We start from the raw sequence: 26,500 nt of genomic DNA, 5'->3' as shown, positions 1-26,500 counted from the left end.
GATTACTGTCCCGCTGGAAGCGTGGGAACAATGGGCCACTTGGCGTTATCCGCGATCCGCAGGTCTTCGCGGGGGCACAGCAGTTTGCCAGGGGTCTGATCCACCAACTGCGGCTCCACCAAGCCCTCATAGCCCGGCGTGAGGATGACGTCCACTGATTCATCCTCGCGGTTGTCCTGGAAGTAGTCGGTTCCCAGCAGGTTGCGTTGGACGTTGAACGCTGCGGCTTGGCCCTTGACACCCGAGACCACCACGCCCACGCCCGAGTAAGCGGTGTCGCTGTTGTCCACCGAGGCCACCTTGAAGCCGCGTGCAGTGAATTGCTCAGCGACGGTGCCGGCCAGGCCGCCACGGGACGTCGCGTTGAAGACGTTGAGGTTCACCGTTTCATTCGGCACGTAGTCGAATGTGGTGGCTGGACACAGGCTGCTGGGGGCCTTGCTGGCGATGGCGGTGGGTACCTTAATGACGCCGTTCATGATGGCCCAGGCGCCCACGGCGCCGGCCGCGATCACGCCCACCAGCAGGACCAGGACAATACCGTGGAACAGTCGTCGCCCGAAACGGCCTTTGGGGGGCCGGGCGTCCTCGGCAAACGTTGCCCGAAGCTCCGGCCCTGTCACTACATGGTGGCCGTGAAGCTGCGTCACATCCTTGGGACGCTTACGTTTTTTTGCGCGGGCCGTGTCCTGTTCCAGACCCGGCAGCCTAGCCATTGATCACCAATACGCGAGCGTGGATGGCTGTCCTTTGGTGGAGCGCCGTGCGGACCGCCCGATGGAGTCCGTCCTCCAGGTACATAACGCCCTGATACTGGACAACGTGCGGAAACAGGTCGCCAAAGAAGGTTGAATCCTCAGCCAACAGGGCCTCCAAGTCCAGGGTCCGTTTGGTGGTCACCAATTCGTCGAGTCGGACAGGGCGCGGGGGCAGGGAAGCCCAGTCCCGCGGCGCAGAGTATCCATGGTCAGGGTACGGGCGTCCCTCGCCCACAGCTTTGAAGATCACCCTGCAAGCCTATGGAAGATGCCGCGCTAACGGAACTTGTGACCCCCGGCACAGGCAGGTTGTGGCCAAAAGGTGACTTCCGGATGATGCTCCTGCGGCCCCTGACCCGGATGCCCGCAGATCGCCAGCCCTGAGCAACGCCCTGCTCTGGTTCACAGACAGATTCACAAATTCCGGTAGGAAGCAGTGACCTGCAAGGTCCGCCGGTACTGGCGCGTACATTCCACGAGTGCCGTCTAAATCCTCGTGGGGCGTCACAGACGTCACAGCTGTGAGGGTCACGGCGCGGACTGACAGAATAGGGGTATGACTCAACCGTTCCAAGGTACTGACCGGACCGCTGCCCACGCTACGCCCGCCCTGGCGTTGCTGCTGGATGTCGACGGCCCCATCGCCAGCCCTGTGACGCGTGACGTCAAGCCGGACATCGTTGCGGACCTGGTGGCCCTGGCATCCGCCGGCATCCCGGTCATCTTCAACACGGGACGCTCGGACGCGTTCATCAGCGAACAGGTCATGGAACCCATGATTGCCGCCGGGATGCCCGCAACCACTGTCATCCACGCCATCTGTGAGAAGGGTGCCGTGTGGTTCAGCTACACCGCGAGCGGCCCGGGGCCCATCCATGTGGACCACGAACTCGCCGTGCCCAAGGCCTACGGTGACGATATCCGCCGATTGGTTGCCGAGGACTATTCCGCGCACATGTTCTTTGACGAGACCAAGCGCGCCATGGTTTCCGTGGAGCAGCACCTGGACGTTGCCAGCGCGGACTACCTGGCCGAACAGAAACTCTTCGACGCCGACGCCCTGGACATCATGGGGCGCCACGGACTGAATGCTGCCATCCTGGACCACCACGCACCGGAATCCGACGACGCCGCGGACTACCGCCTGGACCCCACCATCATCTCCACGGACATCGAGTCGGTCCGCCTTGGCAAGGACCTCGGCGCCAGCCGGGCCGTCGAGCTGCTGGCTGCGCAGGGAATCACCCCACTCTCATGGCGGACAGTAGGCGATTCCCGCACGGACTATGCCATGGCAGACTGGCTACACCACAACGACCACGACGTGAAGCACGTGGATGTCCGGCCCGCAGACGGCGTACCGGTAAAGCCTTACACCATTCTGACGGCCGCCGACCTTGAACTGGCGGACGATGTTATCCACGACGACGCCGGCGGCGCTTTCCTCCGCAGCTGGCGCGACGCCCTTTCCATCTAGCAACAGCGCATTCACGTTATCGAGCAACCCGCCCCAGACGATCCCGGAGAAACAGCCATCACTCAAGCACAGGTCGATCCGATTTACCACGGCAGCCCGTCCATCGAAGAGGACACGATTGCCGAGGCAGTCTCGCCCGCCGTCGTTGCGCATCTCAAGCACAGGTCCGACGTCGTGCGTCACCGCGGGCGGTACGCCCTCATTAACAGTGATCTGACGCCGCAACAGGCCATGGTGTCCGACCTCTTGGCTGTCAGGGCTGCGCTGGACGCCGCAGGTGTCGATTTCATCCTGGTGCGAGGTAATGACGAGAGGCCGGTCATCGCCGTCGATTGGGAGTCGCGCAAGGACGTTCGGGAGGCGCTGGTTTCGGCGTTCCGGAATGAGCCGTTCTACTCCATGACTGTGGACGCCAAGAAGAAAACTTCCGTATTGGTGGCGGACGGCGAGCTGACTGCCAACCGGAAGTCGCGCATCTTCCGCCTCTACCGCCCCAGGGTGGAACCCGGTGGCGGCCTCTGGTACGGACCGGCTTTGGGCGTGCAACTTGAGCTGTGGAGGTTCGAAGGCGACCACCTGGAACTCCCTGTTGAGAACTCCCTGACCCGACGCACCATGTTGCGGCAGGACGCCGTGCGGGGCACGGTCCAGCGGCATGGCCTTTCCTGGCCCACCATCGAGAACATGTTCGCCGACCATGCCAGCGACATCGACTTCGATATCGACATGGTTTTCTCATGGGTGGACGGCAGCGACCCCGAGTACATCGCCAGGCGGCGCGCCCAACAGGCCGGGACCGTCCTGGGTGAAGGCGACGACCATGAGGCCCGCTTCCGCCAGATCAATGAACTGAAGTACGCGCTGCGCTCGGTGCACATGTTCGCGCCGTGGGTCCGACGGATCTTCATTGCCACTGATTCCCCCGCTCCGGAATGGCTTGCGGACCACCCGTCCGTGACCATTGTTCGCAGCGAGGAGTTCTTCGCCGATCCGTCGGTGCTGCCCACCCACAACTCGCAGGCCGTGGAATGCCAGCTACACCACATCGAGGGCCTGTCGGAGCACTTCCTGTACTCCAACGACGACATGTTCTTTGGCCGGCCCGTGGGTCCGGACATGTTCTTTACACCCGGTGGCATTACCAAGTTCATTGAAGCCGACACCCGCATTGGGCTGGGCGACAACGATGCCGAACGCAGCGGCTTCGAGAACGCAGCCCGCGTCAATCGCAAGCTGCTGTGGGAGCGTTTTGGACGGATCACCACCCGGCATCTTGAGCACACTGCCGCTCCCCTGCGGCGAAGCGTTGTGGCCCGGATGGAGAAGGAGTTCCCTGCCGAGTTCGCCAAGACCGCCGGCAGCCGGTTCCGTGCCGCCGACAACATCTCGGTGACCAATTCGTTCTACCACTACTACGCGCTGCTCACGGGCCGCGCCGTCACGCAGACCAACGCCAAGGTCAGGTACGTGGACTCCACCATGTGGGCAGGGCTGCACTATTTGCCCAAGCTCTTGGCCAAGCGCCACATGGACTTCTTCTGCCTGAACGACGGCAGCTTCCCGGAGGTCGAGGCAGACGAACGCGCCGACCTGGTGACCGACTTCCTGGAGAAGTACTTCCCGGTCAAGGCTCCTTGGGAGAAGTAGCTACGGCGGGAGAAGTAGCTACGGCGCCTTGGGAGTAAAGCCGCCGGGAGAAACAAGCGGCAGGGACGACGTCAGGGTTCCCGGAGAAGTGTGGGCGCCCACCCGGGACTCGTGCGGGATCCGGATGCCGGCTTCGGCCAGCCGACGCTGAACCTCGGCTGCGTCCACGGGCTCCCCCACGGTGACCCCGCCGGACATCGGCACTACGGAGTGCACAATCGTGTGCTCGTAGACGTGGATCATGTTGTACGACTGTGCTCCGTCGCGTCCGCGTTGTCCGCCAGCGCGAACCCCCAGGTCCTGGGTATAACACGTGGCCGAGGCGACCGACACCGGGATGCCGGCGAAGCCCGCCGTCGTGGAGTAATGCAGGTGGCCACCCAGGATGGTGCGGACGTCAGTATTACGGACGACGGCGGCCAGTGCGGCTTGGCCGCGCAGTTCCACCAACACCGCGAGGTCCTGGACGCACGGGACGGGCGGGTGGTGCAAAGCGAGGATGGTGCCGTCGGGCGCCGGGGTGGCCAGTTCCGAGGCCAGCCATTCGAGCTGGGCCTCTGACAGTTCGCCGTAGTGGTGGCCCGGAACTGTGGTGTCCAAAGTGATGATGCGCAGTCCGTTGACGAAGTAGCTGCGGTCCACCGGGTCCTGGGGCTTGCTGGCTTCAGAGGCATCCTCGAACGCCGAGCGGAAGTTGGCGCGGTTGTCGTGGTTGCCCATGGCCCAGATGGCCTTGGCTCCCAGTAAGTCACAGACCGGCTCGATCATCTCGCGGAGCCGCTGGTATGCCTGAAGCTCGCCCTTGTCTGCGAGGTCTCCGGTGAAAATGATGGCTTCGGGCCTGATCTTGGAGGCGATGATCTGGTCGCAGATTTCCTGAAGCCTGGTTGAGCTGTCGACAGAACCGTAGAGCGTGCCCGGACCACCCACCAGGTGAAGATCGCTCAAATGCAAAAGCACATGACCTGGTTTGGGGTACTCGGCCTCGATGAGCTCCATAGCTTGCCTTAGCGTTTGGTGGGAGACGGCGTCTCCCGTGTTCAATCCAGTAGGGCCAATCCAACCAGACAACAAGCCAACAACTGGCTAATTTCCGGCGGAATGTTGGAAAATTACTTTCCTCCCTTCAAGATTGCTGGCTTTAGGCCAACGCCTCTTCTACGGCTTTCAACAGGTCTTCGGAGTCAGGCTCCACTGCGGATGGGAACCTTCCCACCAATTCGCCCTCCCGGTTGATGACGAACTTCTCGAAGTTCCACTTCACTTTCACCGGCTGGCCGTCCTCGTCCTGAGTCAGTTCGGCGAAGAGCGGGTGCTGCTGCTTGCCCAGGACGTTGGCCTTGCTGGTCAGGGGGAAGGAGACACCAAAGTTACGCTCGCAGAATTCGGCGATTTCCTCGTCAGCGCCCGGCTCCTGCCCGCCGAATTGGTTGCAGGGCACACCGAGCACCTCGAAGCCCTGCTCGCGGTACTTGCCATACAACTCTTCAAGGCCAGCGTACTGGCGCGTGTAGCCACACTTGGAAGCGACGTTCACCACCAGGACTGCTTTCCCCTCGAACCGGCCGAAGTCCGCTTCGGAGCCATCGTTGAAGGTGAGGGGAATGCTGTAGAGGCTGGTCATGGGATTCGCTTCCTGACGACGTCGGCTGGCGGGATCGCCGCCATCGAGCTTACGGGAGCTGGCGTGGGCTGCGAAACGCAGGGGTACCCGCGTTTCACGTGCCCTCAGCGAGTGGACGCCTAGGGCGTCGGAAGGATGAGCGTGGAGAGCGGCACAATGGTGCCGTTCGGAAGCTTGACCTTGTCCGTTCCCACCAGGGTGTATCCGGGCGGCAGAACCACGGCTGGGATCGTCTGCGGCAGGACCGCGACGGGAGTAGGTGCCGGCGCAGGAGCCACCGGAGTGGCAGGAGCCGGCGCAGGTGCCACGGCCTTCGTTACGGCCGGAGCAGGAGCGGGGGCCGCTGGGACTGCCGCAGGCGCTGGAGCCACTACGGCGGGTGCAGCCGGTGCGGGTGCAGCCGGTGCGGGCGCCGCTGGCGCTGCGGGAGGCACGACGGCGGCGGGTGCGGGTGCCGTCGTCGTGGTCGCCGCGGGTGCCACTGAAGTCGTGGCGGGCGCCGAGGTGCTCGACGCTGGGGTAGTCGCAGTAGCCGTCGGTGTTGGTGTCACGGTGGGCGTTGGTGTGGCGGTTGCCGTCGGAGTTGGTGTGGCGGTTGCCGTCGGAGTCGGGGTCGGCGTGGCTGTCGCGGAAGGCGAGGGCGTCGCCGTCGGAGTTTGGGACGGCGTCGGCGTCTGGGTTGCCGGCGGCGTAGTGGTGGCTGGCGGCGTATTCGGCGTCTGTGTTGCCGGCGGCGTAGTGGCGGGCGGAACAACTACCGGTGGGGCCACGGGCTCTTCGTGTTCGCCACCGATAACTGCACGGTTGGTGCCGTCGGCTACCGGGACGGCCCACTGCGGTGCGGACGACGTGCTTGAACCGGCGCCTGGCTGGTAGTTCACCATGGCAATGTTCTGCAGCGGATCTATCTGCCGCATGGGCAGGTACGTCCAACCGTTGGGGTTGGTGTGCAAGCCGTTCACGATGGTCTCGAAATGCAGGTGGCAGCCCGTGGACCAGCCAGTGGTGCCGACCTGGGCGATAACCTCGCCGACGCGGACTGATTGGCCCTTCGTCACGCCAATGGCCTGCAGGTGGTTGTACGTAGTGACCAGGCCGTTGCCGTGTTCAATCTCCACACGGTTTCCGCCGCCCCAAATGTGCCAACCGACGGCTCGGACAACACCGGCGTCAGCGGCATAGACGCGCGTGCCACAGGGTGCTGCGTAGTCCTGGCCCCAGTGGAATTCGCCAGCCAAACCTGTCAGTGGGCTGTACCGGTATCCGTAGGATGAACTCGGGTTGAGCACCTCAAGAGGTGCGTACAGGGCGCCGGTCGGCGGACGGGAAAGGCCGGCCGAGGCGACGGTCAGGCCAGTAGACCCATCCTTGCTGACAGTGCGGATCATGGCGCGGTCGAAGTAGACCATGGGCGTGCCGGGCAGCTGTTCAGGAGGTTCCGGCATGGCGTCGATTACCAGGGTTTCTGCCTCTGGCGGCACCAACGTGCCTAATGCTGTGGGCCCAACAACACCCTGCGCCAAAGCGCCGTTCACTGAGCCCGCCGGAACGGAGCTCAGGGGTTGGAAGCCAAACGCGAAGAAGGCCAGGATGGCGAGGCTTCCCGCGATAAGGACGCGATGGAAACCCGCTGCGCGGATCAGGTTTATTGCCCGGTCTGAATCATGATGCTTGCCCACAAAACACTCCCCAAAAGCCAGCGGCACCAAACCCCAGCCTGGCGTGCAAGCACCATTGTTGCGGGAATCACATCAGAAATAAAGGCTTCCCAGGCCCTGGCAACAGAAAGGTTGGCTCAGTTTTGGCTCAAGACGTCTTGAGCTTTGTGGTGAGCCCAAACCACTGCCCGCAAAGCGCCCTCCCCGGCGCGGCAATCCCAGTGCTCGAACAACGGCGCTGTGGTGCCTTGCACAGGAACAAACACAAGACGCGGAGTGCTTGCAGTTTCGGGTCCGCCAAAGCAGCGTCCGGCCATGCTTCTCTTGAGTGCGGGTGGGAGATGCGGGGGCAAGGGGTCATCGGCGGCGCACAGGACGGTTGGCCAGTTGGCGTAGGTATTCGTTGTAGGCATCCAGATCCGGGTCGCCGGCCACCGCCGTTCTCCTGTCTGCCTTCGCCCACCCTCGGGCCTCGTCCCGTTGCCAGCGCACGAGGATGAACATCAGCAACAGCACCCCGGGCAGTTCCCCATAGGACCAGGCCAGTCCGCCGGCCAGGCCTTGATCGGCCATCGGGTCAACGTTCCAACTCTCCGGCGGTGCGGAGAAAAACTTGACCATTGGGGCTGTGGCCATCATGATGACGACGCCGAAGAAGGCGTGCAAGGGCATCTCCGCGAAAATATCCAGCATCCGGCCGAAATGGGTTTGCCTGGTCGGCAGCGGGTCCGCAGAGATCAGCGGCACGGTGAACAGGATCCCGGCGGCCAGGAACAACAGTTCCAGTCCCACGTGCCCGTACCAGGTGGGCAGCAGCAGGTCCGCAAGGCCGGAGAAGTACACGCCATAGAAACCGAGCAGGAACAGGGGCACCATGAAGGCCGGGTGGATGGCCAGCCGGCCCCAGCGGGAGCGCAGTCCCCACAGAGCCGCGCGCAGGACCGGTCGGCCGAACATCCCGTGCGGGGTTGCCCGCAGCAGCAACGTGCCCGGGGACCCGATGACCAGCAAGGGTGGCACGGCCATCATCAGGGTCAACTGCTGGAACATGAAGATGGAAAACATCCGCAGGCCGTAGCCTTCGATACCGGCCCCCATGACCACGATGATGGCCAGGCAGCCGAACAGGAAGGACGCGGTGCGTACCGGGGACCAGTGCCGCCCCTGCCGCCAGAGCCGGACTGCCCCGGCGAGGTAGAACACCGCCGCCAGCAGCGTCAAGGCCGGTATCAGCGGGACAGGTTGAAGGTTCGGGGACAGATACTCGGCCAACGACGGAGGCAGTGAGGGAAGCCAGACCGGGCCTTCAATTCCGGGCTCTCCCATGTCAGTACCGCCGTCCGGAGGCAACGGCAGGTAAAGAGGATGAGGCTAGCTGTTGGTGACCATTTTCAGCCGGTCCTGACCGGCATGCCCAACGTGGGTCAGGCCAAGATCCAGCAGCATCCGTACGTGCGAGTCGGCCAGGGAGTAGTAGGCCCTCCGCCCGGCGCGACGAACCTGCACCACGCGCGGGCCCCGCAGGAGGCGGAGTGCATGGGACACGCCTGATTCGCTCAGCCCGGTGGTGGCTGCCAGATCGCACACACACATCTCCCCTTCGAGCAGGGCGATCAGGATCCTCACCCGGCCGGGGTCCGAAAGAAGGCCAAAGATCACGGCGAGCTCCGCGACATCTGCCTCCGCAGGCATCCGGGATCTGACAGCCTGGACCTTCTCGGCGTCGACCAGACGGGTGGCGCATTCGCTGCCCGGCCGGGTGGGCGCTGTCGGCATTCCCTGTACTGTTCCGGTCATTCATCAAGACTACCTCTACCTGCTAATGCGTCGCATTTGCCTTGTGGCGACCCGGTCGCCGGCAACGGCCACGGGTACGGGTCCCCGTCGCGAGCAGCGGGCAACCGATTAACGTCTGAACAACTCTACATATATTCTTATATCGCGCCGCAATGCAGCGGCGCTTCCTGCTCCAACGAATGCGGAGCCAGGTCCGGGACCAGCGTTAGGGAACCATTGTGGCTTTGAGAGCCCCCGCTGCCGGCGACCGTCCGGCCGTATCGCCCAAGCTGTGGTGGCTGGCGGCCGCCGGTGTGATTGCGGTGATCGTGGTCCTCGTGGCCACGGCGTACGGCCGAGGAACCCTGGCGGCCGAGACCCGCGATCCGGGGGCCCTGGTGCGGTGGGGGTATGGCGTGGCTCAGACCGTGCAGAACATTGCATCCGCGGCCACGATCGGCGCGTTGGTCTTCGCGGCGTTCATCGTTCCGCCGGTTCTGCGTGGCCGCAGAGGCACCGGCCGGGTCCGGTCCAGCGCGACAGCTTCATCGGCGTCGACCATCGCGGCCGGCCATGAGCACCCCGCCTTCAGCCGGATCATGGTCCTGGCGTCGGTGGCGAGCCTGACGTGGACGCTTTCCGCCTTGGTGGTTCTAGTGTTCAGCTTCGCCGACATCGCAGGCGTCCCGCTGTCGGGAAGCCGCGAATTCGCCGCGCAGCTGACCTCCTACGTCACCGAACTTCCCAACGGCGCGGCGTGGCTGTGGGTCGTTATCATCTCCGCGGTCGTCGCCACCCTGACCTTCGGTGTCAGGTCTGCAACAGGGCTGGCCACCACAACCCTGCTGGCCCTGGGAGGCCTGCTGCCGGTGATCCTGATTGGCCATGCCGCCGGCGGAGACGACCACGAACAGGCCATCAACTCCCTGGGGCTGCATTTATTCGGAGTGTGCCTCTGGTTTGGCGGGCTCGTAGCCCTCGCCGTAGGCGGCACCTCTTTTGGCAAAGACACCGCCGAGGTCCTTAAGCGGTTCTCCACCCTGGCCGGTTTCGCCTTCGTCCTTGTTATGGCCTCGGGCATCATCAACGCCACCATCCGCATCGAGTTCCCGGCAGGACTGGCCTCTCCGTACGGCGTCATGCTGATGGCCAAGGCGGCGGCCTCGATCACATTGGGTGCGATCGGGTTCCTGCACCGGAAAAGGCTCATTCCGGTCCTGAGCGTGAAATCCGCGACCGGTCGGCCCACCCGGCTGCTCTGGCGTTTCATCGTCGTTGAGCTGTTGATCATGGGTGCCGTCAGCGGCCTTGCCGCCGCATTGAGCCGCACGCCACCACCGGCAGGGGAAGACATCCGACCAGCCCTGACACCGGGCGAGATCCTCACCGGGTATCTCCTGCCACCCGAACTGACCCCCGAACGGTGGTTCACCATCTGGCGGCCGGACTGGCTCTGGATTGCGTTCGCCGTTTTCGCCGCGTACCTGTATCTTCGCGCGGCGCAGCACCTGCGGCGCCGCGGGGACGGGTGGCCATGGATACGCAGCCTGCTCTGGATCACAGGGTTGGTGGCGCTGGTGTTCTTCACCTCGGGCGGACCGTCAGTGTACGGGCGGATCCTCTTTAGCGCCCACATGGTGGACCACATGGCCCTGACTATGATCGTGCCCGTATTTCTTGTGCTCGGCTCCCCGGTGACGCTGGCGCTTCGGGCACTGAAACCGCGACCTGACGGCTCCCGCGGGCCGCGCGAATGGATCATGGTCCTGGTTCATTCCCGGGTGGCAGCCGTCGTGACGCATCCATTGTTTGTGGCGGCGAATTTTGCCGGCTCGATCGTCCTGTTCTACTACTCCGATGCGTTCGGCTTCGCCCTGAGGGAACATGTCGGGCATGAACTCATGACAGTCCATTTCGTCATCACCGGCTACCTGTTCGTCCTGTCGATGATCGGCACCGACCCCGTTCCGCGTCGGGCGCCGTACCCGCTGCGGCTGCTGCTGCTCCTTGCCACCATGGCCCTCCATGCCTTCTTCGGCGTCACCCTGATGGGGTCAACGGCCCTGATCCAAGCGGAATGGTTCACCGAGCTTGGACGCGACTGGGGTGCCACAGCACTGGAGGACCAGCAAATGGCCGGCGCCATCACCTGGGGTATCGGCGAGGTCCCGACGTTGCTCATCGCCGTCGGCGTCGCCATCATGTGGTCACGTTCCGATGCCCGCGAAATGCGGCGCAACGACCGGGCAGCAGCCCGGACCAACGACGCTGACCTGGCGGCCTGCAATGCCATGCTCGCCCGGCTTGGCGAACGGGACACGGAGAGCCGGGGCCATGGATCCCAACGCTGAACGGGCCGCGATCCTGCCACAGCTGATGACCCGGTGTTTCCCTCCAACCTTCTGGCCGGACATTACCGCCATCCATCCATCCTCTCCCTACACCCTGGAGGTCCGCCCATGAGCGGTCACGAGCACGACCACGCAGCCGAGGCAACGGCTCGGCGAGGCAAACTCATCACCGTCTTTGCCATCACCTTCGCGGTGATGATCGCCGAGATCATTGGCTCCGTTCTGACCGGCAGCCTCGCACTACTGGCCGACGCCGGCCACATGTTCACCGATTCAGCAGGGCTGTTGATAGCTCTTTTCGCTGCGTCGCTGGCCCTGAAGCCAGCCACGTTGGAGCGCACCTGGGGTTACAAACGCGCCGAAATCATTGCCGCTGCCGGGCAGGCCGCGCTGCTGCTCGCCGTCGGCGGCTTTGTCATCGTCGAAGGTATCCGCCGGCTCTTTGAACCCCCGGAGATCGGGGAATCCACGATGCTCTGGTTCGGCATCATCGGCCTGGCCGGGAACGCTGTTGGTCTTGTCATCCTCGCCTCGGGCAGGAACCACAATTTCAATATGAAGGCCGCCTTCCTGGAGGTCCTCAATGACGCGCTCGGGTCCGTGGCCGTCATCACGGCAGCCATCATCATCGCCCTCACCGGCTGGCTGCAGGCCGACGCCCTCGTCTCCCTGCTGATCGGTGTCCTGATCATCCCCCGCACGATCAAGCTGCTCCGTGACACGGTGAGCGTGCTCATGGAATCCACACCCAAAGGGCTGGACCTGGCCAAAGTGCGTGAACACATTCTGGTCCTGCCGCACGTGATCGATGTCCATGACCTTCACGCTTCCCTCGTAGCCTCCGGAACACCGATACTCTCCGCCCACGTCACCGTGGAGGACAACTGCATGACCGACGGCCATGCAGCCAGCATCCTGGCTGACATGCAGGACTGCGTGGCCCAGCACTTCGACATCAGCGTCGAACACTCCACCTTCCAGATCGAACCCGCCGCCCATCGCGACCAGGAAAGCATCCACCACTAATGACTCAAACCAAAACCCCACCCCCGCCCATGGACACAGCCAAGAAGGCCCGGGTCTTTATCTGGGTCCTGCTGGCCGCCCTCGTTGCCGTCGGCGTGATCTGGTACACCGCGTTCTCGCTGAACAAGCCAGCCCCGACGGCTCCGGCTCCCGCCGCGGAAGCGCAACTGGTCCGCGAGGACAGCCACCGTGTCACATCACCGTCTACGGAAAAAGCCGTACTGGTCGAGTTCCTGGACTTCGAATGCGAAGCCTGCCTTGCCGCCCAACCCGTGGTTGAGGATCTGAAGAAGGAATTCGGCGACCGGATCACCTTCGTCAACCGCTACTTCCCGCTGCCGGCACACCGCAATTCAGCCACGGCCGCGCTTGCCGTCGAAGCCGCGGCCCAGCAAGGCAAGTACGAACAGATGTATGCCAAGATGTTCGAAACGCAACCGCAATGGGGCGAAAAGACGCAATCCCAAGCACCCCTGTTCCGCACCTTTGCCCAGGAACTCGGCCTGGACCTGGCCGCATATGATGCCGCCGTCGCCGACGACAAAACCAAGGAACGGATCAAAAAGGACATTGCGGATGGCACCGCTTTAGGAGTGAAGGGCACCCCGACGTTTTTCCTGAACGGGAAGATGCTCAACCTTGAGACCAAGGAGCAGTTCCGGCAGCTGTTGGCAGACGCCGGCAAATAGCCAGAGCCATCAGCGCCTCTGATTCTTCCGGCGGCGCACTGAACATGGCGCACTGAACATGTTGTCAGGTGTCACTGGCGCGCACCCAGCTACTTCATTTCTTTATATCGAGCAGAATCGCAGAATCCCTATGAATCCCCGTAACAAGCAACACAACCGCTTCGGACTGGTCTTTTCCGCAGCCATCCTCATCCCGGCCTTCGCGGCAGCGCCGGCCACGGCGCACGACACCCTGGAATCGACCGTGCCGGCTGGGAACACCACCGTCACGGCAGCCCCCGGTACCGTTTCCCTGACGTTGTCGGAACCGCCCCTGGACACCAGCCAGCTCAACATCAGTGTCATCACCGTTACCGACGAGGCGGGCAAGACCCTCAGCGACGGCAACGTCACCGTGGACGGCGCAACCATCTCCACCGCCATAGCCGGAGGGGCCAACGGAATTTACAAGGTCCTCTGGAGGACTGTTTCCTCGGATGGGCACCCCATCGAAGGTACCTACTCCTTCACCGTCCAAGGTCCGGCCCAGGCAGTCCCGGCCTCGCCATCGGTGATACCGACTCCGGCGGCCAGTACCGCCTCCACCGGTGTCGCGCCGGCTGCCGAAACGGCACCGGAACAGGTCAAGCCCAACGACAGCAATGCACCCCTGGCCGTCGGCATCGCAACCGGCATACTTGCTGTCGCCGCCGCGGTATTCTTCATCGCACAGAGACGCAGGAACAAGCGCACCGGAGCATAGCCGCACCGGAAGGTTGCTTCAGCCGAGGTTTTCCGCGAGCAGCGCACGGTGTTCCACCGCCGCCGAGGAGTGCAGCGCCCGGCCCGCCTCGGTCAGCTCCAGGAACAGTGAGCGGCGGTCATCCACGCAGGTTTGGCGGGATACCAAGCCGGCCTTTTCCAGCCGGTCCACCACCTTGGAGACGGCGCTCTGCGTCATGGGAGTGCGCTCCCCCAGTGCCTTCATGCGGCAGGCAGACTCTTCGCTGTCGGCCACGAGGTCAAGGATTTCGAACTCGTTCAGGCCGATATCAAATTTGGCTTCCAGGGCGCGGTCGATTGCTCCTGCGGTACGGAAGTAGGAGTTCTGGATGCTGCGCCACTGCTCAACCAGCTGACGGTCACGCGTCGTTGCCATGTCCTGATTCTAGTTCATTCCGCCATTAGAATCCACGTCATAAGAATCCGTGTCATATTCCTTGTCATTGAATGACGCGTCATATACATTGAACGCATGACATCACCCACCACCCTCAAATCCTCCGCCGAGCCGCCCTTGGTCTCAGCCGTCCGCTGGACGCGGGCGCAGTGGCTGCTGCTCATGGTCGTGTGCACCGTCCTGGCCCTCGACGCCCTGGACGTCTCCATGGTTGGCGTCGCCTTGCCATCCATCGGGCAAGAGCTCAACCTCGGAACCGATTCCCTGCAGTGGATCGTCTCCGCCTACGTCCTGGGTTACGGGAGCCTGCTGCTCCTTGGTGGCCGGCTCGCGGACCTGCTGGGCCGCCGTCGAATCTTCCTCATTGCGCTGACGGTGTTCGCCGCAGCGTCGCTCCTTGGCGGACTGGTTGACGATCCCGCCATCCTCATTGCAACGAGATTCATCAAGGGACTGGCGGCAGCCTTCACCGCGCCGGCCGGGTTCTCCATCATCACCACGAACTTCGCGGAAGGCCGCGAGCGCAACAGGGCGTTGTCCATCTTCACCACCTTCGGCGCCAGCGGTTTCTCGCTGGGCCTGGTGGTGGGCGGCCTGATGACCAGCCTCAGTTGGCGCTGGACGTTCCTGGTCTCGGTGCCGATCGCCGTCCTCGTGGTTCTCCTGGGCATGAGGTTCATTCCCAAGGACAAGCCGTCCGTTGAGGACAGCGGGCACGACATCTGGGGCGCCGTGACACTGGCCTTGGGCATGCTCGGCTTGGTGTACACCTTGGTTTCAGCACCGGAACAGGGCTGGGGATCTGTGGCAACAATCGCCGGATTCGCAGTTTCTGTTGCCGTGCTGGCAGCATTCGCGGTGATCGAAAACAAGGTCAAGCACCCGCTGATCCGCTTCAGCATCCTCAAGGAAGGCTGGGTTGCCCGGGCCAACCTGAGCGCGGTGGGGCTCTTCGGGTCCTACCTGAGCTTCCAGTTCATCCTGACCATGTACCTTCAGTCCGTCCTGGGCTGGTCGCCGCTGGGGATGGCACTGGCCCTGCTCCCCACTGGATTGCTGGTGGCCAGCAGCGCACCTTTCGCCGATCGGCTGATTGAGAAGTTCGGCGCTACGCAGCTCATTATCACTGGCCTCACAGCCCTGGGGTTGGGTTACGTCCTGTTCCTCCGGGTGGGCACATCACCCAACTACGTCCTGGATATCCTGCCCTCGGTCATCCTCCTAGGCATCGGCTTCGCCCTTGCCTTCCCGTCCATTAACGTTCAGGCCACCACCGGCATCCGCGATTCCGAGCAGGGCCTGGCCGCCGGCCTGATCCAAACCAGCACCCAGGTGGGCGCCGCGCTTGTCCTGGCGGTCACCACGGCCCTGGTCAGCGGGCATGGACAGGCTGCCGGGACCGTCAGCGCCCAAGCCATGCTGGAACAGTATCGGCCGGGACTCATCCTGAGTGCCGCCGTCGCCATTGCTGCTTTGCTGGTGGCAGCGGCACCCTCGCGTCGTCGCGTCCGCACCTAACCCTGTACACCTCGGCCAAAGAGCGGTCGAATTGAAGGCATGAGGAATTACCTCACCGAGTACAGACACGAACTCCAGCGCACGTTCACGGGGACGTCGGGCACTCCGCCTGAGTGGGTGCCGCGCCTCGCGGAAGGGAACGACGCCGGATACCACCTTCCGGGGTCGGCCGTCTGGGCGGTTCACGGACACGTTGCCACCATCGTGGCGGGGATCAGGGTCCTGTTGATGCAGGCCCTGCACCCCGGCGCGTTGGCGGGAGTGTACGAGCATTCGGACTTCCAGAAAGACCCGTTGGGCCGCCTCGCCAACACTGTTCGGTGGATCTTCACGGTCACGTACGGATCCAAGGAGGCAGCCGAAACCGCTACGTACCGCGTCCGGAAGATCCACGAGCGCGTCCAGGGAACCTACGTGGACGGAAACGGCGCCGTGAGGGAGTATGCCGCCAACGACCCCGAACTCCTCCGCTGGGTCCACGTAACCTACGCGGATTCATTCATCACCGCCAACCGCATTTGGGGGCGAACCATCCCCGGAGGCCCCGATGCCTACGTCCGGGAGTGGGCGGCGGCCGGCAGGCTCATGGGCGTAGAGAATCCCCCGCTTACCGAGGCCCAGGTCCGCGACGAATTGGAAGCCTGGTATTCCTCGGGCGTGCTGCGGGCCGACGAGCGCCTGGCTGAAACCGTGTCCTTCATCCGGCATCCACCACTGAGCCCGCTGCTCAAGCCCGGTTACCGCATCCTCTTTGCGGCCGCCGTCGCGAGCCTTGAACCCAGGTACCGCACCATGCTGGGGATCCGCGCCGCCCGACTTGGCCCGCTTCCGTTGCCCGCCATTACCGCGGCCAGGGCGGTGCTGTGGATGGTCCGACTCGCCTTGGGCTCCCATGGACCGAGCGAACAAGCAGCCCGGCGAAGGTTGCAGAGGCTCGGCTACGCCGTGTGACCCCTGCGGGAAGGTTGGAATCTGCCTGTCCCGGCACCGTGGACACGCCGCAATCCGCCATGTGTCGCGTTGAGTACTGGTCAAAGGGGGTGGTGAAGGTACGGGCTGGCCAAAAGCGAAGAGCCGGGCAGGACGGTGGGAAACCGTCCTGCCCGGCTCTTCCGGCGCACGAAACTAGATCAGGTGGTCCGACAGGTGGTTCGGAGTGCCGAAGCGGTGGGCCGTGATGGACACGGCCTGCTCGCGGAGGAACGGCAGCATCTCGATGCGGCCTGCCTGGGTGACGGCGCCGTGGTACACCGCAACATCCGGACGGCCACCCATCGCTGCGCTCAGCGCGGCGAAGTCGCCACCGATCAGGCGGATCCGACCGGCGTCGAAGTTGGCCGCCCGGGCCAGCCACGCGGCGTCGTCCTCGATCCGGACGCTGACGCCCAGGTTCGCGAACACGGTCACCACTGCATCAGGAAGTACGACGGCGGAGCTCACCGTGAGCGCCGAGCCAGCCACTGCACCGGCTGCTACGACGCGCAGCAGCTCAGCGAGCCGCTCGCCTTCGGAGAGGCGGATGGTGACGGGGAGGGAGCGGTAGCGGAAAACGTTGCGCTCTGCCGAGAGGGCGGAGACGTCCTTGCGCGTGCCGAACTCGGATTCCCATGCTGCGGCGTCGCTGAAGAGTGCCTGCTGGAGGGTCTGGAGTTCCTCGGCGGTCACGTCAGCGGACTGTGCGGCGGCCAAAATCCGGGCGGCAGCGCCTTGAAGTACGGTGCCGCGCTTGGCCTTGGCTTCAGCCGGGAGCCAGCTGCCCAGGCCGATCAGGTAGTTGGGTCCACCGGCCTTGGTTCCGGCGCCAACTGCCGACTTCTTCCAGCCACCGAACGGCTGGCGCTGGACGATCGCGCCGGTGATACCGCGGTTGACGTAAAGGTTTCCGGCCTGAATGGTGTCCAGCCAGACGCCCATTTCAGCGGAGTCCAGGGAGTGCAGGCCTGCCGTGAGGCCGTACTCGATCTCGTTCTGGATGGCGATGGCTTCTTCGAGGGTTTCTGCGGTCATGACACCCAGCACTGGGCCGAAGAACTCGGTCAGGTGGAAGTAGGAGCCACGCTTGACGCCCGAACGGATGCCCGGGGACCACAAACGGCCGGTCTCATCGAGGCGTTCGGGCTTGATGGCCCAGGTTTCGCCGTCGCCCAGGGTGGTGAGAGCGTTCAGGAGCTTGCCGTTGGCGGCCTCGATGATCGGCCCCATCTGGGTGGTGGCGTCCTCCGGGTAGCCGACGGTCAGCGAGCGGGCGGCGTCGATCAGCTGGTTGTGGAAGCGTGCGCTCTTGGCGACCGAACCCACCAGGATCACCAGCGAGGCAGCCGAGCACTTCTGGCCGGCATGACCGAAGGCCGAGTACACGACGTCCTTGGCAGCGAGGTCCAGGTCAGCACTCGGGGTCACGATGATGGCGTTCTTGCCGGAGGTCTCCGCGAGCAGCGGCAGGTCCTGGCGGAAGGAACGGAACAGCTCAGCCGTTTCGTAGCCACCCGTGAGGATCACACGGTCAACGCTCGGGTGCGAAACCAGCTGGGTGCCCAGTTCACGCTCTTCGAGCTGCACCAGTGCCAGCACTTCACGCGGCACACCGGCTTCCCACAGCGCATCCACCATGACCGAACCGGAACGGCGGGCCTGCTTTGCAGGCTTGATCACGACGGCGGAACCTGAGGCGAGCGCTGCGAGCGTCGAGCCTGCGGGGATCGCCACCGGGAAGTTCCACGGCGGGGTCACCACGGTGAGGTTGGCTGGGACGAACGTGGCGCCGTCGACCGTTTCAAGGTCCTTGGCGCGCTCGGCGTAGTAGTGCGCGAAGTCGATTGCTTCGCTGACTTCGGGGTCGCCCTGGTCGATGGTCTTGCCGGTTTCGGACGCCATGACCTCAAGAAGCTCAGCGCGGCGGGCTTCGAGGACCTCACCGGCGCGGTGCAGGATGGCGGCACGCTCGGCAGCGGGGCGGGCACCCCAGGCCTTGCCGTGGTCCACCGCGGTGGCGATGATGCGGTCCAACTCGGCGGCGTCGGAGACCTTGGTGGACTCGACGATCTTGTTGCCGGCGGTGGAACCGGGGATGCGGCTGAGGATGTCGCGGCCCCAGGCACGGTTGGCCGGGAGCGCCGGGTCCGTGTCAGGGGTGTTGCTGAAGCCTTCGAGCGGTGCGGGCTCGGCGGGGAGGCGACGGTCCTGCTTGCGGTTGGGGCCGGGAACTTCGGCCGTCATGCCGGCCAGGGAGTCCAGGAAGCGCTGCTGTTCACGCTGGAACAGGGCTTCGTTTTCGCTCAGCTCAAAGACCGCGGACATGAAGTTTTCCTGGCTAGCGCCTTCTTCGAGGCGGCGGATCAGGTAGGCGATGGCGACGTCGAACTCACCCGGGTGGACTACCGGTGTGTAGAGCAGGAGGCTGCCGACATCCTTGCGGACCGCAGTGGCCTGGCCGGTTGCCATGCCCAGGAGCATTTCGAACTCGATTGCTTTCTGTTCCGGCCCGGCAATCCCGCGCTGCTTGGCGAGGAGCCAGGCGAAAGCGACGTCGAAGAGGTTGTGGCCGGCGACGCCGATGCGGACGGCGTCAACGTGCTCCGGTGTCAGGGCGTAGTTGATGACGTTTTTGTAGCTGGTGTCCGAGTCCTGCTTGGTGCCCCAGGTGGCCAGCGGCCAGTCGTGCAGCGAGGCTTCAACCTGCTCCATGGGCAGGTTGGCGCCCTTGACCACACGTACCTTGATGGGAGCGCCACCGTTTGCGCGGCGGGCTGTGGCCCATTCCTGCAGTTCCTGCATGGCGCCGAGGGCGTCCGGGAGGTAGGCCTGGAGGACGATGCCGGCTTCCAGGTTCTTGAACTCGGGCATGTCCAGGATGCGCTTGAACACCGCGATGGTCATGCTGAGGTCCTTGTACTCCTCCATGTCCAGGTTGATGAACTTGGGCTTGGGGAAGGACGCTGCGAGGCGGTAGAGCGGGGTGAGCTTCTCAACGACGTGGTCGACGGCTTCGTCGAAGGCCCACGGGGAGTGCGGAGCCACGGTGGAGGATTCCTTGATGGAGACGTAGTCCACATCCTCACGGGCCAGGAGCTTGAGGGTGCCTTCCAGTCGGCGCTGCGCTTCGTGCTCGCCCAGGACTGCTTCGCCGAGGAGGTTCACGTTCAGGTGCACGCCGTCCTGGCGGATCTTGGCGATGGCCGGACCGAGCTTGGCGTCGGTGGCGTCAACGATCAAGTGGCCCACCATCTCGCGGAGCACGCGGCGGGCGATCGGGATGACAATCTGCGGGACGATCGGGGCCATGACGCCACCCACGCGCACAGCGCTGCGCATGTACCACGGGAGGAACTTGGGCACCTTCGGAGCCAGCTCGGCGAGTTTACGGCCGGCGACGGACAGGTCCTCAGGGCGGATGACGCCGTCGACGAATCCGACAGTGAAGTCCAGGCCGTTCGGGTCCTTCAGGACGCCGGCGAGGCGCTGTGCGGAGACATCCACGGGGATCTTGCCGGCTTCGGTAAGCCAATGGCGGACCAAGGCGATGGCTTCCTGAGCCAAAGTATCGAACTGCGCGGAATCCTGGGTGCGCGGGGCGGTGGCATCCGGGAGGGTGCTGGTCATGGGGGCTCCTTCTGAGACGGAGAAGTTTGTTTGTTTCCATCAGTATGGATCTACAATCTCATTAGGAAAAGCGATCTTTTCTGACGAATATTGATTACCCATCCCGAACCTTTGGAGGCCGCCTTGCTGGATGTCCGCAGGCTGCGTTTGCTGCACGAATTGAAGATCCGCGGGACCCTCGCGGAAGTGGCCGATGCCATGCAGTACAGCCCTTCATCGGTATCCCAGCAATTGACCTTGCTGGAAAAGGAAGCCGGCGTTGAATTGCTGCGAAAAGCCGGCCGACGGGTCCAGCTCACACCCCAAGCCGAGATCCTCGTGGCGCACACCGCTGCGCTGCTGGAGACTTTGGAACGGGCTGAAACCGAGCTCGCGGCTTCGCTTTCCATGGTCACCGGAACGGTGCGTTTGGCTGTGTTCCAATCCGCTGCGTTGGCACTCCTTCCGGACTTCCTCAGCATCATGCGCCAGGAGTACCCCGAGGTGCGGGTGGAAATGACCCAGCGTGAGCCGGAGACCGCCCTTTATGAAACCTGGGCGCGGGACTTCGACCTGGTGGTGGCCGAGCAATACCCGGGCCACGCGGCCCCGCACCACAGCGGCCTGGACCGGGTCATCCTCACCAGCGACGCCATCCGGCTGGCGACTCCCCCAGTGGGACTTGGCGGAGAGTCAGTGACCACCCTCGCGGACACGGCGTCCATGCCGTGGGTCATGGAGCCGCGCGGCGCCGCATCCCGACATTGGGCCGAGCAGGCCTGCCGGTCCGCGGGCTTCGAACCGGACGTGCGATACGAGACCGCCGACCTCCAAGCACAGATCCGGCTCATCGAATCCGGAAACGCCGTGGCCCTCATGCCGGACCTCGTCTGGACCGGCCGGACCCGCACCGTCCAGCTGCTGGATCTCCCGGGCCTGCCCAAGCGGACCGTTTTCACGTCCACCAGGACAGCCGGCCGCATCCACCCAGCCACGGCAGCTTGCCGCGAAGTGCTGGAACGCGTGGCAGAGGCGCAGCAGTTGGATGCGGAGCAGCAAGCCGACGCCGAGTAGCCAAGCTCAGCCGACGTATCCCAGGAACGCAAAAGGCCCCAGTCCGAGGACTGGGGCCAAACGCGGAGAATGGGGGATTTGAACCCCCGAGGGCGTTAACCCAACACGCGTTCCAGGCGTGCGCCATAGGCCGCTAGGCGAATTCTCCTTGCTTCCGATTCGAAAGCAGATACTACTGTACCTGAGAATTTCGGCATCGTGTAATCGGGCAGAATTGCCCCCTCACAGCGGCTGCGGGGAATAGCTGCTTAACGGAAAAATGGACGCCCCCAACGCGCCCATTCTTGCGGTACCACCGTTGAGCTACCGGGTCCGGCCCCTCGCTCCCAGGCCCCGCAGCTCACAACCTTGAGATTGCCCCAATCGGTGTACATACCCATGGTCCGCTGCGGCCCACGGATTTGCAATGGTGCGGGCTGCTTAATGGCCAAAGTTACTGACAAGATGTCCCCATGACGCAGCTCCATGCCTTGGTGGTTTACGTCCCCGAGACCCATATCGAAGAGGTTCTCCTGGCAATCGGCAACGCCGGCGCGGGACGAATCGGCAACTACTCCCACTGCTTCTACACTTCTCCCGGCACAGGCCGGTTCACTCCCCAGCCCGGCGCGCAGCCCTTCGTGGGAGCGGTCGGCATCGAGGAACAGGTGCCCGAAACCCGGGTTGAGTGCGTGGTTGAGGAACCAGCGCTCGACGGCGTGGTGCTGGCCCTGCGGGCGGCGCACCCTTACGAGGAACCGGCCTTCATGACGTGGCCGGTGAACGGCTGGCGGTGATTCGGGGAATCCACTAGGCGAAGATGGGCAGTCGCCCAGCGGCCAACTCACCATTGACGACTGCGATCTCATCAGCCGACAAGAGGCTGACATCCTCGTCAACGGGGTGATTCGAGGCCACAGCCCAGTCCACAACATCGGACCAACACCACAAAAAGACCCCCGCTTGGATCGCCGGGCGGGGAAAGGGGAAGCCGGCCTGGCGCAGTCCTGCTGTCCAATGGGTCACGGCCTGCCTCGTCGCCCCCAACCGCTCTGCGATCTCGCTTCGAGTGACATAGTCGAAATCGACGGATCGGACTTTGCCACCCAGTTCCACCACACGGGCAACAAGGCGCAGGGCAGCCTTCCGGCCGTTGGGCGCTGCTTGAAGCAAGGTCACATACGGAACGCCTGCAAAGCGGGAAACAATGCCGCCAAGTTCCGCCACCAACAGGTCTTCGATCTCGTCCGGAAGTTCCTCGAGCCTTAGCCTCACTTCGAATGTTTGCTCGATGCTCATGACCTCAGGATATCTCCGGTTGTTGACAAGTGACAACAACTAACTCCTCCCTCTCAGCAGATCGTGCTGCCCAGGACATCGCCGGGCATCACGCAGCAGGATTTTCGCCCGCTGTGTAGCATTCCTGGGCGTGCCATCCACCCTCAACTGCGCACCCTCCGGCCCGCAGGGACAATACAAATAAAACTTGTGCCCTTGCCTGCGCAGCCTCCAACCCACCGCCACCAATGCTCGAACCGCCGCCAGCACGTCCTTGTGAATCTCGTTGGAGGCGTCGGCCACATCCAACCAATCGCCGTTACCCATGGCACCCCACAGCCGCAAACCTCCCCGCTAACCGTCGTCGTTGACTACGGGTTTACCACCTGGCTCCGACAGGAAGGTGACCCAACCACCCGCCGTCGAGCGTTATCCACAGCCGTCCGCACCGATTCGAACCCCGCACCAAGTTCGGGTAAGCTTATCGACGGCCCCTCATGTGGCGTCATCCTGTTGAACTCCCCCAGGACCGGAAGGTAGCAAGGGTAGATGGGCTCTGGCGGGTGCATGAGGGGTCACTTACTTTAACTGTCAGTCCCTATAGGTAGGTTTCACTTGTGACTGTTACGACTGCCCTGTATCGAAGGTATCGCCCGGACTCTTTCGCGGACGTTATCGGGCAGGAACACGTCACAGAGCCCCTGATGACGGCGCTCCGGAAGAACCGCGTGAACCACGCCTACCTCTTCTCCGGTCCCCGCGGCTGCGGCAAGACCACGTCGGCGCGCATCCTTGCACGGTGCCTGAACTGCGCCGAGGGCCCCACTGACACACCATGCGGCAAGTGCCCCAGCTGCATCGAACTCGCCCGCGGCGGCTCCGGCTCCCTGGATGTCATTGAGATCGACGCAGCCAGCCACGGCGGCGTGGACGACGCCCGCGATCTCCGCGAGCGCGCAACCTTCGCCCCGGTACGGGACCGCTACAAGATCTTCATCATTGACGAAGCCCACATGGTCACCTCGGCCGGCTTTAACGCGCTCCTGAAGATCGTCGAAGAGCCGCCGGAACACATCAAGTTCATCTTTGCCACCACGGAGCCTGACAAGGTCATCGGCACCATCCGCTCACGCACGCACCACTACCCCTTCCGGTTGGTGCCGCCCGAGCCGCTCATGCAGTACCTCGAGCTGCTCTGCCATCAGGAGAACGTTCCGGTGGCACCCGGTGTGCTGTCACTGGTTATTCGTGCCGGTGGTGGTTCCGTTCGCGACACCCTGTCCGTCCTGGACCAGCTCATGGCAGGCGCCGGACCCAATGGCCTGGACTACGAGCTCGCAGTGGCGCTGCTCGGCTACACCCACGCTTCATTGCTGGATGACATCGTCGACGCCGTTGCTGCCGCCGACGCCGCCACAGTTTTCCGCGCCGTGGACCGTGTTATCCAGACGGGCCACGATCCCCGGCGCTTCGTTGAGGACCTGCTGGAACGCTTCCGAGACCTCATCATCGTGCAGGCGATGCCGGAAAGCGCCCAAGCCATCCTCCGGGGCATGCCCGCAGACCAGATAGCCCGTATGCGGAACCAGGCAACCAACCTGGGCGCAGCCGAGCTGTCCCGGGCGGCGGATGTCACCAACACCGCGCTCACGGAAATGACGGGCGCCACCTCGCCCCGGCTCCACCTTGAGCTGCTGTGCGCGCGCATCCTGCTGCCCAGCGCTGAACAGACCGAGCGCGGCATCGCGGCGCGCATCGACCGCGTGGAACGCCGCCTGAATTACACCGGCGACGGCGGAACACCGGCTGTTGCTGCAGGCACGCCTATAGCTGCGGCTGCTTCGGCTGTTTCGCCTCCGGCCGCGCCCGTTACACAGTCGGCCCCGGCCCCCACGACTTCTCCCGCACCTGCAACTGAGCCCGCAGCAGTGGAGCAGGCCCCTGCGGCTTCAGTCCCTGCGGCTTCGGTCCCTGCGGCTTCAGTCCCTGCCGTTCCGGAACCATCCACTGCAGCTGGTCCGCGCGATGCCATCTCGGCACCGAGGGTGTCCACCAACGATTGGCCCGTGGAGGAACGTCCGGCCTCCGGTCGCGCAGCCCAGGCTCCGCCGGCCCCGGCTGCTCCGAGTGCTGGGGCTGCTCCGAGTGCTGCGGCTGCTCCCAGCCCGGCACAAACCCCGCAGCCTGAGCCTGTCCAAGCGCCTGCGTCCGCAGCGCCGCAGGCACAGCCATCCCAAGCAACGCCCCCGGCAGCACCGTCTCAGGCAGCACCGGCTCAGGCAGCACCGGCTCCGAGTGCCGGAGGCAGCGGGGATGTCGAGGCCCTTCGCCGGGCATGGCCGGATGTGCTCCAAACGCTGACCAAGATCAAGCGCAGCACGTGGGCCCTCGTTGAGCCCAACGCCCAAGTTGCCCAGTTCGACGGTCAGGTACTGACCCTCGCATTCACCACCGGCGGCCTTGCTGGCGCCTTTGGACGCGCTGACCATTCCGAGAACCTTCGCCAGGCAATCCACAAGACCATCGGCATCGACTGCCAGATCGTCGCAGTGGCAGGCGGCAACAGCTCAGCGAGCTCTGAGCCAAACCCAAAAGCGCCTACTAGCCGGGAGAGTCCGGCTGCTTCAACGCCAATGGGCGCCCCGGCACCGGCAGGCACGACTACACCGGCGGGCGGACCCGCTGCGGCCATGCAGTCACCGGCCGCGTCGACGACGGCACCGACACCGGCGTCTTCGGTCGACTCGGCATGGGGCCTCGCACCAGCCGGCCCTGCCTCGGCGACCGTTCCATCGGCAAGCCCTCAGGCGGGCACAACTGCGTCCTCGGCGCCATCCCGTGGAGCTGACGTGGCTCCGGCAGAGAAGCCCCAGCCACCGGCGACCCCCATCCCGGCAGCAGCATCAGTTTCTGCCCCTGCGGTGCCCGCCCAGGCAGCCACCCCGCCCCAGGGCCCCGCTCCGAGCCCGGCCCCCGCTCCTGCCCCGGCAGTGCCCGCGGTCGTCGAGACCGTCGCCTCCTCCGCAGGCGAGTACTCCTACCCTGACGACGACTGGGGCCCGCCCCTGGACGAAGATGCCCCTCCCCTGGACGAAGAGCCGCCGGCTGATTGGGAGCCCCCCTACAGCCGCCAGGAAGGACCCCGGAGCAACCCACAGGCAGCCCCGGCGACCCCTGCAACACCGGCACCGGCACCAGTATCCGCGCCCGGACGCAGCGCCGCGCCTCTTGCCACCACGGCACACGCCCCCTCGGATGACCCGTGGTCCCGCGCTGTGGAACAAGCTCCGGGCACATGGGTGGTTGGCACGGAATCCAACGTCGGCAAGCAACCGCAGGCAGCTGCAGAAGCCGTCGTTCCAGCAACGGACACCCCGGACTATGAGCCGGCCGCGGCACAGGTCCCGGAGCCGACCCCCGCCGCATCGTACGGTCACCCAACCAACGCCGACGAGAACCCAAGCTCCAGCTGGGACGTCGCACCGGCGTCGAACTGGCCGGGAACTCAGGCGTCCAGCGCGGCCGCTTCGGGTGCACCGGCCGCCGGCAGCATCCCCACGTGGCCGTCGTTGGCGACGCAACCTGAGGAAGCACGCGGTTCCGTAGCGACGCTCGAAGACGACGCGCCGTCGGGCAATCCGAACGGACGCCAGAGCCTGTACCAACGGCTCACAAACAGCCCCGAAGCCCAGGCAGGACGTGTGCAGGCGCCTGTTCGGACGCAGGCAGCCCCAGCCGCCACGCCGGAGGACATTCCGAGTCCCGAGGACGAAACCATCGAGGAATCGAGGGTCTTTGGGCGCGCTGCGGTGGAGCGTATTCTGGGCGGAAAGCTGATCGAAGAGCGCGCCTTGGACGGTTCTCCCCTGCAAACCCGCTGATCCCGGCATTGATTTCAAACAAACGAG

The 26,500-nt window shown here is 64.4% G+C and carries 21 protein-coding genes, 1 tRNA gene and 1 other RNA gene; 12 read left to right on the top strand and 11 right to left on the bottom strand.

The window, feature by feature from the left end:
• Positions 1-2: 2 nt before the first annotated feature.
• Positions 3-650, bottom strand: a complete 648-nt coding sequence (locus FQP90_RS11210; RefSeq protein ID WP_144650185.1) for a LytR C-terminal domain-containing protein — start codon at positions 648-650, stop codon at positions 3-5.
• A 58-nt stretch (positions 651-708) separates the two neighbouring features.
• Positions 709-1,008, bottom strand: a complete 300-nt coding sequence (locus FQP90_RS11205; RefSeq protein WP_144650183.1) for a type II toxin-antitoxin system VapB family antitoxin — start codon at positions 1,006-1,008, stop codon at positions 709-711.
• Positions 1,009-1,314: 306 nt separating this feature from the next.
• Here FQP90_RS11205 and FQP90_RS11200 point away from each other — a divergent pair, with 306 nt between their 5' ends.
• Both FQP90_RS11200 and FQP90_RS11195 read left to right on the top strand, forming a co-directional pair.
• Positions 1,315-2,235 (top strand): hypothetical protein, encoded by a 921-nt coding sequence (locus tag FQP90_RS11200; protein ID WP_144650182.1) that lies wholly within the window; start codon positions 1,315-1,317, stop codon positions 2,233-2,235.
• Between the two features lie 57 nt (positions 2,236-2,292).
• Positions 2,293-3,882, top strand: a complete 1,590-nt coding sequence (locus FQP90_RS11195; protein ID WP_439898646.1) for a stealth family protein — start codon at positions 2,293-2,295, stop codon at positions 3,880-3,882.
• Between the two features lie 18 nt (positions 3,883-3,900).
• Here the strand turns inward: FQP90_RS11195 and FQP90_RS11190 are convergent, their stop codons facing one another.
• The 5 genes from FQP90_RS11190 to FQP90_RS11170 form a co-directional block, all read right to left on the bottom strand.
• A complete protein-coding gene (locus tag FQP90_RS11190; RefSeq protein WP_144650180.1) occupies positions 3,901-4,881 on the bottom strand; it encodes a phosphodiesterase in 981 nt (326 codons plus the stop codon).
• A gap of 142 nt (positions 4,882-5,023) precedes the next feature.
• Complete coding sequence (locus tag FQP90_RS11185) at positions 5,024-5,506, bottom strand: glutathione peroxidase (RefSeq protein WP_144650177.1); 483 nt, start codon at positions 5,504-5,506, stop codon at positions 5,024-5,026.
• A 119-nt stretch (positions 5,507-5,625) separates the two neighbouring features.
• Positions 5,626-7,185, bottom strand: coding sequence for a M23 family metallopeptidase (locus FQP90_RS11180; protein ID WP_144650175.1), 1,560 nt, complete (start codon positions 7,183-7,185; stop codon positions 5,626-5,628).
• 336 nt (positions 7,186-7,521) lie between these two features.
• On the bottom strand, positions 7,522-8,490 hold the full coding sequence (locus FQP90_RS11175; RefSeq protein ID WP_144650173.1) for a cytochrome c oxidase assembly protein: 969 nt from the start codon (positions 8,488-8,490) through the stop codon (positions 7,522-7,524).
• 45 nt (positions 8,491-8,535) lie between these two features.
• A complete protein-coding gene (locus FQP90_RS11170) occupies positions 8,536-8,961 on the bottom strand; it encodes an ArsR/SmtB family transcription factor (RefSeq protein ID WP_144650171.1) in 426 nt (141 codons plus the stop codon).
• A gap of 218 nt (positions 8,962-9,179) precedes the next feature.
• Here FQP90_RS11170 and FQP90_RS11165 point away from each other — a divergent pair, with 218 nt between their 5' ends.
• The 4 genes from FQP90_RS11165 to FQP90_RS11150 all read left to right on the top strand — a co-directional run bounded on the left by FQP90_RS11165 (position 9,180) and on the right by FQP90_RS11150 (position 13,748).
• Positions 9,180-11,291, top strand: a complete 2,112-nt coding sequence (locus tag FQP90_RS11165) for a cytochrome c oxidase assembly protein (protein ID WP_144650169.1) — start codon at positions 9,180-9,182, stop codon at positions 11,289-11,291.
• A 108-nt stretch (positions 11,292-11,399) separates the two neighbouring features.
• Positions 11,400-12,317, top strand: a complete 918-nt coding sequence (locus FQP90_RS11160; protein ID WP_144650168.1) for a cation diffusion facilitator family transporter — start codon at positions 11,400-11,402, stop codon at positions 12,315-12,317.
• Positions 12,317-13,006, top strand: a complete 690-nt coding sequence (locus FQP90_RS11155) for a DsbA family protein (protein ID WP_144650166.1) — start codon at positions 12,317-12,319, stop codon at positions 13,004-13,006. Before FQP90_RS11160 ends, FQP90_RS11155 begins: the two co-directional genes overlap by 1 nt.
• Before the next feature lie 130 nt (positions 13,007-13,136).
• The gene (locus FQP90_RS11150; RefSeq protein ID WP_144650164.1) at positions 13,137-13,748 is read left to right on the top strand and encodes a copper resistance CopC family protein; all 612 of its coding nucleotides are present in this window, start codon (positions 13,137-13,139) and stop codon (positions 13,746-13,748) included.
• Positions 13,749-13,766: 18 nt separating this feature from the next.
• On the opposite strand, the gene FQP90_RS11145 is transcribed toward FQP90_RS11150, so the two are convergent.
• Positions 13,767-14,144 (bottom strand): MarR family winged helix-turn-helix transcriptional regulator, encoded by a 378-nt coding sequence (locus tag FQP90_RS11145; protein WP_144650162.1) that lies wholly within the window; start codon positions 14,142-14,144, stop codon positions 13,767-13,769.
• Positions 14,145-14,240: 96 nt separating this feature from the next.
• On the opposite strand from FQP90_RS11145, the gene FQP90_RS11140 reads away from it, so the two are divergent.
• Both FQP90_RS11140 and FQP90_RS11135 read left to right on the top strand, forming a co-directional pair.
• Positions 14,241-15,683, top strand: a complete 1,443-nt coding sequence (locus tag FQP90_RS11140; protein ID WP_144650160.1) for an MFS transporter — start codon at positions 14,241-14,243, stop codon at positions 15,681-15,683.
• 39 nt (positions 15,684-15,722) lie between these two features.
• Positions 15,723-16,634 (top strand): oxygenase MpaB family protein, encoded by a 912-nt coding sequence (locus FQP90_RS11135; protein WP_208759990.1) that lies wholly within the window; start codon positions 15,723-15,725, stop codon positions 16,632-16,634.
• Positions 16,635-16,808: 174 nt separating this feature from the next.
• Here the strand turns inward: FQP90_RS11135 and FQP90_RS11130 are convergent, their stop codons facing one another.
• Complete coding sequence (locus tag FQP90_RS11130) at positions 16,809-20,282, bottom strand: bifunctional proline dehydrogenase/L-glutamate gamma-semialdehyde dehydrogenase (protein WP_144650156.1); 3,474 nt, start codon at positions 20,280-20,282, stop codon at positions 16,809-16,811.
• A 123-nt stretch (positions 20,283-20,405) separates the two neighbouring features.
• Between FQP90_RS11130 and FQP90_RS11125 the strand changes: the two genes are divergently transcribed.
• Positions 20,406-21,335 carry a LysR substrate-binding domain-containing protein gene (locus tag FQP90_RS11125; protein ID WP_144650395.1) on the top strand — a complete coding sequence of 310 codons (930 nt, stop codon included), beginning with the start codon at positions 20,406-20,408 and terminating at the stop codon, positions 21,333-21,335.
• A gap of 63 nt (positions 21,336-21,398) precedes the next feature.
• Here the strand turns inward: FQP90_RS11125 and FQP90_RS11120 are convergent.
• A tRNA-Ser gene (locus FQP90_RS11120) sits at positions 21,399-21,483 on the bottom strand.
• 304 nt (positions 21,484-21,787) lie between these two features.
• Between FQP90_RS11120 and FQP90_RS11115 the strand changes: the two genes are divergently transcribed.
• Positions 21,788-22,111 carry a hypothetical protein gene (locus FQP90_RS11115; protein WP_144650154.1) on the top strand — a complete coding sequence of 108 codons (324 nt, stop codon included), beginning with the start codon at positions 21,788-21,790 and terminating at the stop codon, positions 22,109-22,111.
• A 13-nt stretch (positions 22,112-22,124) separates the two neighbouring features.
• On the opposite strand, the gene FQP90_RS11110 is transcribed toward FQP90_RS11115, so the two are convergent.
• A complete protein-coding gene (locus tag FQP90_RS11110; protein WP_144650152.1) occupies positions 22,125-22,613 on the bottom strand; it encodes a hypothetical protein in 489 nt (162 codons plus the stop codon).
• Between the two features lie 465 nt (positions 22,614-23,078).
• Between FQP90_RS11110 and ffs the strand changes: the two genes are divergently transcribed.
• Both ffs and FQP90_RS11100 read left to right on the top strand, forming a co-directional pair.
• Positions 23,079-23,175: signal recognition particle sRNA small type (ffs, locus tag FQP90_RS11105), an RNA gene on the top strand.
• Positions 23,176-23,209: 34 nt separating this feature from the next.
• Positions 23,210-26,473, top strand: coding sequence for a DNA polymerase III subunit gamma and tau (locus FQP90_RS11100; protein WP_144650150.1), 3,264 nt, complete (start codon positions 23,210-23,212; stop codon positions 26,471-26,473).
• Positions 26,474-26,500: the final 27 nt, after the last annotated feature.

Origin of the sequence: Paenarthrobacter nitroguajacolicus, from assembly GCF_007786235.1 — a bacterium.
Classification (GTDB): domain Bacteria; phylum Actinomycetota; class Actinomycetes; order Actinomycetales; family Micrococcaceae; genus Arthrobacter; species Arthrobacter nitroguajacolicus_A.
Note: the sequence above shows the minus strand (reverse complement) of the source record. Positions and strands in the feature narration are given on the sequence as shown.

Coding starts and splice junctions, on each gene's coding strand:
- FQP90_RS11200 (WP_144650182.1), top strand. CDS start 1,315: ATGACTCAACCGTTCCAAGGTACTGACCGGACCGCTGCCCACGCTACG.
- FQP90_RS11190 (WP_144650180.1), bottom strand. CDS start 4,881: ATGGAGCTCATCGAGGCCGAGTACCCCAAACCAGGTCATGTGCTTTTG.
- FQP90_RS11185 (WP_144650177.1), bottom strand. CDS start 5,506: ATGACCAGCCTCTACAGCATTCCCCTCACCTTCAACGATGGCTCCGAA.
- FQP90_RS11175 (WP_144650173.1), bottom strand. CDS start 8,490: ATGGGAGAGCCCGGAATTGAAGGCCCGGTCTGGCTTCCCTCACTGCCT.
- FQP90_RS11170 (WP_144650171.1), bottom strand. CDS start 8,961: ATGACCGGAACAGTACAGGGAATGCCGACAGCGCCCACCCGGCCGGGC.
- FQP90_RS11160 (WP_144650168.1), top strand. CDS start 11,400: ATGAGCGGTCACGAGCACGACCACGCAGCCGAGGCAACGGCTCGGCGA.
- FQP90_RS11155 (WP_144650166.1), top strand. CDS start 12,317: ATGACTCAAACCAAAACCCCACCCCCGCCCATGGACACAGCCAAGAAG.
- FQP90_RS11150 (WP_144650164.1), top strand. CDS start 13,137: ATGAATCCCCGTAACAAGCAACACAACCGCTTCGGACTGGTCTTTTCC.
- FQP90_RS11145 (WP_144650162.1), bottom strand. CDS start 14,144: ATGGCAACGACGCGTGACCGTCAGCTGGTTGAGCAGTGGCGCAGCATC.
- FQP90_RS11140 (WP_144650160.1), top strand. CDS start 14,241: ATGACATCACCCACCACCCTCAAATCCTCCGCCGAGCCGCCCTTGGTC.
- FQP90_RS11135 (WP_208759990.1), top strand. CDS start 15,723: ATGAGGAATTACCTCACCGAGTACAGACACGAACTCCAGCGCACGTTC.
- FQP90_RS11130 (WP_144650156.1), bottom strand. CDS start 20,282: ATGACCAGCACCCTCCCGGATGCCACCGCCCCGCGCACCCAGGATTCC.
- FQP90_RS11115 (WP_144650154.1), top strand. CDS start 21,788: ATGACGCAGCTCCATGCCTTGGTGGTTTACGTCCCCGAGACCCATATC.
- FQP90_RS11110 (WP_144650152.1), bottom strand. CDS start 22,613: ATGAGCATCGAGCAAACATTCGAAGTGAGGCTAAGGCTCGAGGAACTT.